Origin of the sequence: Streptomyces sp. NPDC005899 (genome assembly GCF_040629645.1) — a bacterium.
Lineage (GTDB): Bacteria > Actinomycetota > Actinomycetes > Streptomycetales > Streptomycetaceae > Streptomyces.
Window position 1 is genome coordinate 1 of the sequence record NZ_JBEXWB010000253.1, and the last position, 9,479, is coordinate 9,479.

Annotated in this window: 9 protein-coding genes and 1 pseudogene; 1 reads left to right on the top strand and 9 read right to left on the bottom strand. The window is 70.5% G+C overall.

Annotated features, from left to right (window positions below; genetic code table 11):
* Window positions 1-91: 91 nt before the first annotated feature.
* The 4 genes from ABZ371_RS23710 to ABZ371_RS23725 form a co-directional block, all read right to left on the bottom strand.
* Window positions 92-466 carry an FKBP-type peptidyl-prolyl cis-trans isomerase gene (locus ABZ371_RS23710; protein ID WP_358683010.1) on the bottom strand — a complete coding sequence of 125 codons (375 nt, stop codon included), beginning with the start codon at window positions 464-466 and terminating at the stop codon, window positions 92-94.
* Between the two features lie 43 nt (window positions 467-509).
* Entirely contained in the window at window positions 510-1,445 is a 936-nt protein-coding gene (locus tag ABZ371_RS23715; RefSeq protein WP_358683012.1) for an FKBP-type peptidyl-prolyl cis-trans isomerase, read from the bottom strand.
* A 121-nt stretch (window positions 1,446-1,566) separates the two neighbouring features.
* The gene (gene pafA, locus ABZ371_RS23720; RefSeq protein ID WP_358683014.1) at window positions 1,567-2,928 is read right to left on the bottom strand and encodes a Pup--protein ligase; all 1,362 of its coding nucleotides are present in this window, start codon (window positions 2,926-2,928) and stop codon (window positions 1,567-1,569) included.
* A 9-nt stretch (window positions 2,929-2,937) separates the two neighbouring features.
* Entirely contained in the window at window positions 2,938-4,209 is a 1,272-nt protein-coding gene (locus tag ABZ371_RS23725) for an MFS transporter (RefSeq protein ID WP_358683016.1), read from the bottom strand.
* A gap of 144 nt (window positions 4,210-4,353) precedes the next feature.
* On the opposite strand from ABZ371_RS23725, the gene ABZ371_RS23730 reads away from it, so the two are divergent.
* Window positions 4,354-5,394: a LacI family DNA-binding transcriptional regulator gene (locus tag ABZ371_RS23730; protein ID WP_358683018.1), complete on the top strand. Its 1,041-nt coding sequence runs from the start codon at window positions 4,354-4,356 to the stop codon at window positions 5,392-5,394.
* A 59-nt stretch (window positions 5,395-5,453) separates the two neighbouring features.
* Here ABZ371_RS23730 and prcA read toward each other — a convergent pair whose 3' ends face one another.
* The 5 genes and pseudogenes from prcA to dop all read right to left on the bottom strand — a co-directional run bounded on the left by prcA (window position 5,454) and on the right by dop (window position 9,257).
* A complete protein-coding gene (prcA, locus tag ABZ371_RS23735) occupies window positions 5,454-6,251 on the bottom strand; it encodes a proteasome subunit alpha (RefSeq protein ID WP_358683020.1) in 798 nt (265 codons plus the stop codon).
* Between the two features lie 56 nt (window positions 6,252-6,307).
* Window positions 6,308-7,153, bottom strand: coding sequence for a proteasome subunit beta (gene prcB / locus ABZ371_RS23740; RefSeq protein WP_358683022.1), 846 nt, complete (start codon window positions 7,151-7,153; stop codon window positions 6,308-6,310).
* Window positions 7,105-7,279, bottom strand: a pseudogene (locus ABZ371_RS23745) (endonuclease domain-containing protein); the annotation flags it as partial. The pseudogene ABZ371_RS23745 and the gene prcB, both read right to left, overlap by 49 nt.
* A gap of 118 nt (window positions 7,280-7,397) precedes the next feature.
* Window positions 7,398-7,616 (bottom strand): ubiquitin-like protein Pup, encoded by a 219-nt coding sequence (locus ABZ371_RS23750; protein ID WP_307127892.1) that lies wholly within the window; start codon window positions 7,614-7,616, stop codon window positions 7,398-7,400.
* 129 nt (window positions 7,617-7,745) lie between these two features.
* The gene (dop, locus tag ABZ371_RS23755; RefSeq protein ID WP_358683025.1) at window positions 7,746-9,257 is read right to left on the bottom strand and encodes a depupylase/deamidase Dop; all 1,512 of its coding nucleotides are present in this window, start codon (window positions 9,255-9,257) and stop codon (window positions 7,746-7,748) included.
* Window positions 9,258-9,479: the final 222 nt, after the last annotated feature.

Sequence of the window (9,479 nt, forward strand, 5' to 3'; positions counted from 1 at the left end):
TCCGCCGCGCGCCGCTCCGGCGCGGGGGGGCCGGGACCAAGGGCAGGGCCCGCGCCTTGCGGCGCGGGCCCTCGCTCCTGTGCGGTCGGCGTCAGACGCCGACCAGGTCGCAGACGAAGATCAGCGTCTCGCCCGGGGCGATGGCGCCGCCGCCCGCGCCGCGGTCACCGTAGGCGAGGTGCGCGGGGATGGTGAGCTGGCGGCGTCCGCCGACCTTCATGCCCTGCACGCCCTGGTCCCAGCCCGCGATGACCTGGCCGGCACCGAGCTGGAACTGCAGGGGGGTGCCGCGGTTCCAGGACGCGTCGAACTCCTCGCCGGTCGAGAACGCCACGCCGACATAGTGCACGGAGACGGTCTGGCCCGCCTGGGCCACCGGTCCGTCGCCTTCCCAGATGTCCTTGATCTCCAGGTCGGCCGGCGGCTCGCCACCCGGGAAGTCGATCTCGGGCTTCTCGATGCTCACTGACTTGCTCCTCTGAATGATGAACTGCGCAACCGGGACAGTCTTACATCTTCGCGAGGATGTCCACGGCGAAGACGAGCGTCGACTTGGCGGGGACGGCCTGCTGGGCCTGGTCGCCGAAGCCCTGGTCCGGCGGCACGACGAGCAGCACCCGGCTGCCGACCGTCTTGCCGACCAGGCCGTTCTTCAGACCCTTCAGGGTGACCTGGGCCAGCGGGAAGGTCTGTGTCTTGCCCGCCTGGTACGTGCTGTCGAACGGCTTGGAGCCCTTCCAGAGCAGGCCCACGTAGTTCACGACGACGCTGTCGGTCGCCTTGATGACGTCACCCTTGGCCTCCAGGACGTAGTTGGAGACCAGCTTCTTGGGCGGATCGCTCTTGGGGATGGTGACGGTCGGCGCCTTGCCGTCGGTGTTGGTGCCGACCTTCGGCAGGTCGATGTCGTCCTGGGCGACCGCGGTGCCCTTGGCGGAGGCGGGGATCTGCTGGGCCTTCAGGATGTCCACGACGAAGACGAGGGTGGAGTTGGGCTTGATGTCGCCCTGGCCCTGCTCTCCGTAGCCGAGGTCCGGCGGGATGACCAGCTCGACGCGGCTGCCGACCTTCTGTCCGGCCAGGCCCTTGTCCCAGCCCTGGATGACCATGCCGGCACCGAGCGTCAGGTCGAACGGCTGCTTGCGGTCGAAGCTGTTGTCGAACGGCTTGGTGGAGTCCCATGCCTGCCCGAGGTAGTTGACCTGGATGGCGTCGCCGTTCTTCAGCTTCGCGCCGTCACCCTCACTGATGACATGGGTCTTCAGCTCCTTGGGGGGATCGCCCTCGCCCTTGGCCAGGGTGGGCTTCTCGCCGAACTTCTCCCCCGCGGTGATCGCGGGAGCTCCGTTCGTGGACGAGGCGGAGTCGGAGGCCTTGTCGTCGCCGCAAGCGGCCGCGGACAGCAGCAGCAGGGGGACGACGAGAAGGCCGGCAAGTCGGCGCACGGGTTCCTCAGATCTCAGACGGCACATGGACGGTTCCCGACACTCTAGGCCGAGCGAGGGGCCCCGCACGAGGAACGTACGGGGCCCTGTCGCTCACGGCCGGGACGCGCCCGGTCCTGGATCACATGCCCGCGATCAGCTTCTCGACCCGGTCGTCGACGGAACGGAAGGGGTCCTTGCACAGGACGGTGCGCTGGGCCTGGTCGTTGAGCTTGAGGTGGACCCAGTCGACGGTGAAGTCCCGCCGCTGCTCCTGGGCCCGGCGGATGAAGTCGCCGCGCAGCCGTGCCCTGGTCGTCTGCGGGGGCACGGACTTGCCCTCGAAGATCTTCATGTCGTTGCAGATGCGGGCTGCCTGGCCCTTGCGCTCCAGGAGGTAGTAGAGCCCTCGCCGCCGGTGGATGTCGTGGTAGGCGAGGTCTATCTGCGCGACCCTCGGGTTGGACATGGTCATGTTGTGCTTGGCCCGGTACCGCTCGATGAGCTGGTACTTCATGACCCAGTCGATCTCGGTGCCGATCCGGTCGAGGTCCTCGGCCTCGATGGCGTCCAGCGTGCGGCCCCACAGCTCGAGGACCTGGGCGACCGTGCCGGTGCGGATGCCCCGGCGGTCGACGAAGTCGACGGCCTTCTCGTAGTACTCGCGCTGCACCTCTATGGCCGAGGCCTCACGGCCGCTGGCGAGGCGCACCTTGCGCTGCCCGGTGATGTCGTGGCTGACCTCGCGGATGGCCCGGATCGGGTTCTCCAGGGTGAGGTCGCGCATCACCGTGCCGGCCTCGATCATGCGCAGCACGAGGTCGGTGGCGCCGACCTTGAGCAGCATGGTCGTCTCGGACATGTTGGAGTCACCGACGATGACGTGGAGGCGGCGGTACCGCTCGGCGTCGGCGTGCGGTTCGTCCCTGGTGTTGATGATGGGGCGGGAGCGCGTCGTCGCGGAGCTGACGCCCTCCCAGATGTGCTCGGCACGCTGGCTGACGCAGTAGACGGCCCCGCGCGGGGTCTGCAGCACCTTTCCGGCACCGCAGATCAGCTGCCGGGTGACGAGGAAGGGAATGAGGATGTCCGCGAGCCGGGAGAATTCTCCGTGCCGGGCCACGAGGTAGTTCTCGTGGCATCCGTAGGAGTTTCCCGCCGAGTCGGTGTTGTTCTTGAAGAGATAGACGTCGCCCGCGATTCCCTCCTCGTGCAGGCGGCGTTCGGCGTCGACGAGCAGGCCCTCGAGAATGCGCTCGCCGGCCTTGTCGTGCGTGACCAGCTCGGTCACGTTGTCGCATTCCGGCGTTGCGTATTCCGGATGCGATCCCACGTCGAGATAGAGGCGGGCGCCGTTCCGCAGGAAGACGTTGCTGCTGCGGCCCCATGACACGACACGGCGGAAGAGGTAGCGCGCCACTTCGTCAGGTGACAGTCGGCGCTGTCCCCTGAACGTGCACGTGACGCCGTACTCGTTCTCCAGCCCGAAAATGCGGCGGTCCATGACTGAACATTACGCCTTACGGCCTGAGCTGAAACCGGGTTCGGCAGCACCGTTTCGATCATTTTCCGATCCGGCCACGACCGCGGCCGCGGGGCCGGGGGTACGGCCGGGAGCTGCGAGGACCCTTCCGGTGGTCAGCAGGACCAGCAGGGCGGCCACTCCCCCGGCCCCGGCGACGGCGAAGCTCCACGCCGTCCCCCCGAGCTCGGCGGCCGGGCCCGCCACCGCCGTTCCGGCCGCCGCCCCCACCCCGAACGTCGTGACGAGCCAGGAGAACGCCTCCGTGACCGTGCCCCGGGGCGCGTGCCGGTCCACGACGATGAAGGAGCAGGCGATCGCCGGCGCCAGGAACACTCCCGCCAGCGCGGACAGCGCGGTCATGGCCGGCACCCCGGGCGTGAGCGTCAGCGGCAGATAGCCGAGCGCCAGCAGCGCGACGACGACCCGGAGCCGGCGCTCGGGCGCCCCGGCCCACTGCCGGGCCCCGTACAGCGAGCCGCCGACCAGCGCTCCGAGGCCGAGCGCCGCCATCAGCCAGCCGTACACGGACTCCCTGCCGTGGTCGTCGGCGTACGCGACGCCCGCGACGGTGATGGAACCGAGCGCCAGTCCGACGAAGAAGAACGCGCCGAGGAGCGCCAGCAGCCCCGGGGAGCGGAGCGCGCCGAGCCAGTGCGCCTCCCGGGGGGCGGAGCGCCAGGTGCGGGACGGCTCGCAGAGCACCACGGACAGTGCGCCGAGGACGCCTATGGCGTTGATGACCAGGAGGGCTGCGGACGGCGACCAGAGGGAGACGAGGACCGTCACGAGGAGCGGCCCGACGGTGAACATGACCTCCTGGGCCACGGCGTCCATGGCGTAGGCCCGGTGGACCCGGTCCTCACCGCCGAGGACGGTCGGCCACAGGGCCCGCAGCCCGCCTTCCAGCGGTGGTGTGAAGACCCCGGCGACGATCACGGCCGCGTAGGCCAGGGGGAGCCTGTCGAGGCCCACCAGGGCCAGGAGCGCCATACCGAGCGCGGAGAGCACCGCGGCGGGGAGCTGGACGCGGGGCTGGCCGTGGAGGTCCACGGCCCTGCCCAGCAGGGGCTGGCCCACGGCCGTGGCGAGGCCGTACGCGGCCGCCAGGGCGCCGGCCAGCGTGTAGCTGCCGCCCTCGGCCCGGGTGAACAGGACGATGGCGATGTGGGCGGTGCCGTTCGGCAGGCGCCCCACCAGTGTCCCCGTCAGCAGGCGGGCGGCGTGCCGCGCCCGGAGGATGTCCAGATATCCCGCGGCCATGTGTTCCGCCCTCTCTCCCCCGCCGGCCGTCACCTGGTGCCCGCAACGCCGGGGTTTTACGTATAACGTCGCGTCCATACGTACCATGTGCGCAGTCCGCGAGTCCATCCCACGGCACCTGCCCGGTACAGCACGGAGGCACGAGTGAGCAGCGCGCAGCAGCCGGCCCCGCCCCGGCCCACCAGCCGTGACGTCGCCCGGGCGGCGGACGTGTCCCAGGCGACGGTCTCGCTCGTGCTCGGCGGGAAGTGGCGCGGGCGGGTCTCCGAAACGACCGCCGAGCGCGTGCGCGACAGCGCCAGGGCGCTGGGGTACCGGCCGAATCTCGCCGCCCGCAGTCTGCGCCTGGGGCGCACCCGCACGGCCCTCCTCGTCGTGCCGGCGCTGACCAACGAGTTCTTCGCCCGCGTCCACACGGGGGCCGCCGCCGTCGCGGCCGAGCACGACTTCGGTGTGGTGCTGTATCCGTCACCCGACGGCGCCGGCCCGGCACGGGACCCGTTCGCCTCGGCCCGCGCTGCCCTGGACGGGGTGATCGCCTCCTCCATGGCCGCCGGAGCCCTCGGGGCCCTGCGGGACGCCGACCTGCCCCTGGTGATGCTGGACAGCGATCCGGGCGACCCGGGCCCGGCGGCCCACGTCAACCTCGACATCGCGGACGGCATGCGCCAGGTGGCGGAGCACCTGCTGGGCCTGGGCCACCGCCGCCTGGTCCACCTCGCGTCCGCCGTGCACACCTGGACCTTCACGGAGCGCGCCCAGGCGCTCGCCCGGGCCGTCGCGGGTGTCCCGGACGCCACCGTGCGGACCGTGCCGGCCGCGCTGGACGTGGGGGCCGGACGGGAGGCGGTGGAGAGACTCCTGGCGGCCCCGGGGCCGCTGCCGACGGCCATCGTCTGCGACGACGACATCCTGGCCGCCGGCGCCTGCAAGGCCGTACGCAGGCGCGGGCTCACGGTGCCCGACGACATCTCCGTGACCGGCTTCGACGACCTGGCCCTGGCCACCGCAGTGGAGCCGGAGCTCACCACCGTGCGGCTGCCGGCCCAGGAGGTGGGCGAGCGCGGCATGCGGGCGCTGCTCGCCGTCCTGGACGGCCGCCCGCCGGAGCGCGGCGACCTGCCCGTGCGGCTGACCGTCCGCGGCTCCACCGCGCCGCCCCCGGCCGCCCGCGCCCGGTCATGACGGTGCCCCCGGCCGCCGTACGCGGCGGCCGGGGGCACCGGTTGAGCACCTGCGGCGCGCTACTCCGGCGTGGAGGGCGTGCCGGCGCCCCCCGCGGGCCCCTGCGGTGTGTCGTCCTCGGTGTCCGAGGGCGCGTCCGTCGGTGTGGACCCCGCGCCGTCGGCGTCGAGCAGCCGTGTCAGCTGCCGTCCGACGATCCGCTTGAACTTGCGCTGCTGCGGCCGGGTGCGGTCCAGGACCGCGACCTCGAACCGCTCGGCGGGGATCTCCCGCTCGTTGCCGTTGGCCTCGCGGGACAGCGCCTGCACCGCCAGCTTCAGCGCCTCGGCGAGCGACATGCCGTCGCGGTGGCGCTGGTCCAGGAAGCCGCTGATCTGCTCCGCGTTGCCGCCGACCGCGACCGAGCCGTGCTCGTCCACGATCGAACCGTCGTGCGGCAGCCGGTAGATCTGGTCACCCTCGGGACCGTCGCCGACCTCGGCGACCACGAGTTCGACCTCGTACGGCTTCTCGGCCTGGCTGGAGAAGATGGTGCCGAGCGTCTGGGCGTAGACGTTGGCCAGTCCGCGGGCCGTCACGTCGTCACGGTCGTAGGTGTATCCGCGCAGGTCGGCGTAGCGCACGCCGCCGATGCGGAGGTTCTCGTACTCGTTGTACTTGCCGGCGGCGGCGAACCCGATCCGGTCGTAGATCTCGCTGAACTTGTGCAACGCGCGGGACGGGTTCTCGCCGACGAACACGATGCCGTCGGCGTACTGCAGCACTACCAGGCTGCGACCGCGGGCGATGCCCTTGCGGGCGTACTCGGCTCGGTCGGCCATGGCCTGCTGGGGTGAGACATAGAACGGCGTCGACACCGGCTATCCGTCCCTTTCTGTCAGTGACGAGTGCATCTCGGAAGCTTCCCGCCCGCTCAGAGCAGCGCGGCGCGCGGGCCGTCGGGCTGCTCGAGCCGGCGCTCCAGGATCGCGCGCGCGATCTCCGAGGATTCCGCGTCGTCCAGCCTGCGGAAGCCCTCGTCGGTGATGACGGTGACGATCGGGTAGATCCGGCGGGCCACGTCAGGGCCGCCGGTCGCCGAGTCGTCGTCGGCGGCGTCGTACAGGGCCTGCACGACCAGCGTGAGTGTCTGCTCCTCCGTCAGGTCGTCGCGGAACAGCTTCTTCATCGATCCGCGCGCGAAGACGGAGCCGGATCCGGTGGCCGCGTAGCCGCGCTCCTCGGAACGGCCCCCGGTGACGTCGTACGAGAAGATCCGGCCCTTCCCCCGGTCGACGTCGTACCCGGCGAACAGTGGGACGACCGCCAGGCCCTGCATGGCCATCGCCAGATTGCTGCGGATCATCGTGGAGAGGCGGTTCGCCTTGCCCTCGAGGGAGAGCGTGGCGCCCTCGACCTTCTCGAAGTGCTCCAGCTCCAGCTGGAACAGCTTCACCATCTCCACGGCGAGGCCGGCCGTACCCGCGATGCCCACCGCGGAGTACTCGTCGGCGGGGAAGACCTTCTCGATGTCGCGCTGCGCGATCATGTTGCCCATGGTCGCCCGCCGGTCGCCGGCGAGGACCACACCGCCGGGGAACGACGCCGCGACGATGGTCGTGCCGTGCGGCGCCTCCACGGCGCCCTGCATCGGCGGCAGGCTGCGGTTGCCGGGAAGGATCTCGGGTGAGTGGTCGGACAGGAAGTCCATGAACGAGGACGAACCCGGCGTCAGGAAGGCAGCTGGTAGACGCCCGGTGCTACGAGTGTTGGCTTCCACGCGTTTCCCTCCAGGTATGCGATGGCCCTGCGCAAGGAGTCAGGATCATCCCCCAACTTGCCGGTGGCCGAATTGCAGTTGAAGCAGTACGCCACGGACCCTACCCGCCCCGTGGTGGTGATCAACCTCGTCCCGGGGCGGAAGCGCCGGGACGGGACGGCACCGCGTGGGCGCGGGCCGTCCCGCGGGGCTTCCGCCGCGGCGGAAGCCCGTCGGCGAGCGGTCCCCGGGGCCCGGCCCGGGGCTACTCGCCGCCCTTCTGCACGAACGAGCGCACGAAGTCCTCGGCATTGGACTCGAGCACGTCGTCGATCTCGTCGAGGACGTCGTCCACGTCGTCGCTCAGCTTCTCCTGGCGCTCCTGCAGGTCCGCGGACGCCTGCGCATCCTGCGCCTGCTCCTCGGTCTCCTCGGTGGAACGCGTCGCCTTCTGCTGTCCGCCGCCGGTGTCCTTGGTCGCCATCTAGCTCACCCCGCTCGGTTCGAAGCATTCGAAGCACTTGATCAGACCCTACCTACGGGGTCCGACATCGGCCCGGTGGTTTCCTCAACATCCCCAGGTCATCTCATTGATTCCCAGCCATGACGCCTTTCAGCCCCCCGTCAGCGTGCGGACCAGTTCCTCTGCCGTGCGGCAGCGGTCCAGGAGGTCCTCGACGTGGGCACGTGTGCCCCGCAGCGGTTCCATCGTGGGCACCCGTTGCAGAGAGTCACGGTCGGGCAGGTCGAAGATGACCGAGTCCCAGGAGGCCGCGGCCACGTCGTCGGCGTACTGCTCCAGGCAGCGGCCGCGGAAGTAGGCCCTGGTGTCCTCGGGCGGCTTCGTACGGGCCCGCTCGACGTCGTTCTCGTCGAGCAGGCGCTTCATCTTCCCGCGGGCCGCCAGGCGGTTGTACAGGCCCTTGTCCGGCCGCACGTCGGCGTACTGGAGGTCCACGAGGTGCAGGCGCGGCGCGTCCCAGTCCAGGCCGTCACGACGCCGGTAGCCCTCCATGAGCTCGCGCTTGGCGATCCAGTCCAGCTCGCCCGACAGGCTCATCGGGTCGTTCTCCAGACGGTTCAGCGTGTCCTCCCAGCGGGCCAGGACGTCCCTGGTCTGCTCGTCGGCGTCCGCCCCGTACCGCTCCTCCACGTACTTGCGGGCGAGCTCGAAGTACTCCATCTGCAACTGCACCGCGGTCAGTGTCCGGCCGCTGCGGAGCGTGACCAGCTGCCGGAGCGAGGGGTCGTGCGACACCTGGTGCAGGGTCCGCACCGGCTGGTCGACCGCGAGGTCGACGTTGATGAAGCCGTCCTCGATCATGGCCAGGACCAGCGAGGTCGTGCCCAGCTTGAGGTACGTCGAGATCTCGGAGAGGTTCGCGTCACCGATGATCACGTGCAGCCGGCGGTACTTCTCGGCGTCGGAGTGCGGCTCGTCGCGGGTGTTGATGATGGGGCGCTTCAGCGTGGTCTCGAGGCCGACCTCCACCTCGAAGTAGTCGGCCCGCTGACTGATCTGGAAGCCGTGCTCGTTGCCGTCCTGGCCGATGCCGACCCGGCCGGCGCCGGTCACCACCTGCCGGGAGACGAAGAACGGGGTCAGATGGCGCACGATGTCCGAGAAGGGGGTCTCCCTCTTCATCAGGTAGTTCTCGTGCGTGCCGTAGGACGCGCCCTTGTTGTCGGTGTTGTTCTTGTAGAGGTGGATCGGCTGGGCCCCCGGGATCGCGGCGGCCCGCTCGGCGGCCTGCGCCATCACGCGCTCGCCGGCCTTGTCCCAGAGCACCGCGTCCATCGGGTTGGTGATCTCGGGTGAGCTGTATTCGGGATGCGCGTGGTCGACGTAGAGCCGGGCACCGTTGGTGAGGATCACGTTGGCGAGGCCGATGTCCTCGTCGGTGAGCTGGCTGGAGTCGGCGGTCTCACGGGCGAGGTCGAAGCCTCGCGCGTCGCGCAGCGGATTCTCCTCCTCGAAATCCCAGCGGGCGCGGCGCGCCCGGTGCATCGCCGCCGCGTAGGCGTTGACGATCTGGGACGAGGTGAGCATGGCATTGGCGTTGGGTTGACCGGGGACGGAGATCCCGTACTCGGTCTCGATGCCCATCACTCGCCGTACGGTCATGCGGCCCTCCTTGCCCGGCGGCGCTCCCGTCCGGGAGCGGCGCTCAAGTACCGCTGCTTGGTTCCCGCGCGTGCGGTGCCCGTTCCCGCACTGCGCGACTCGGCGGTACGGCAGAGCCTAGAGCGCCTCTGCGCCGGTGGGGAGATCAATTACGTCATTGTTCGGGTGAGGCCGGAAGTACCGGGAAAGCGGCCGGCTGCGGATGCCCTGCCGGGCATCCGC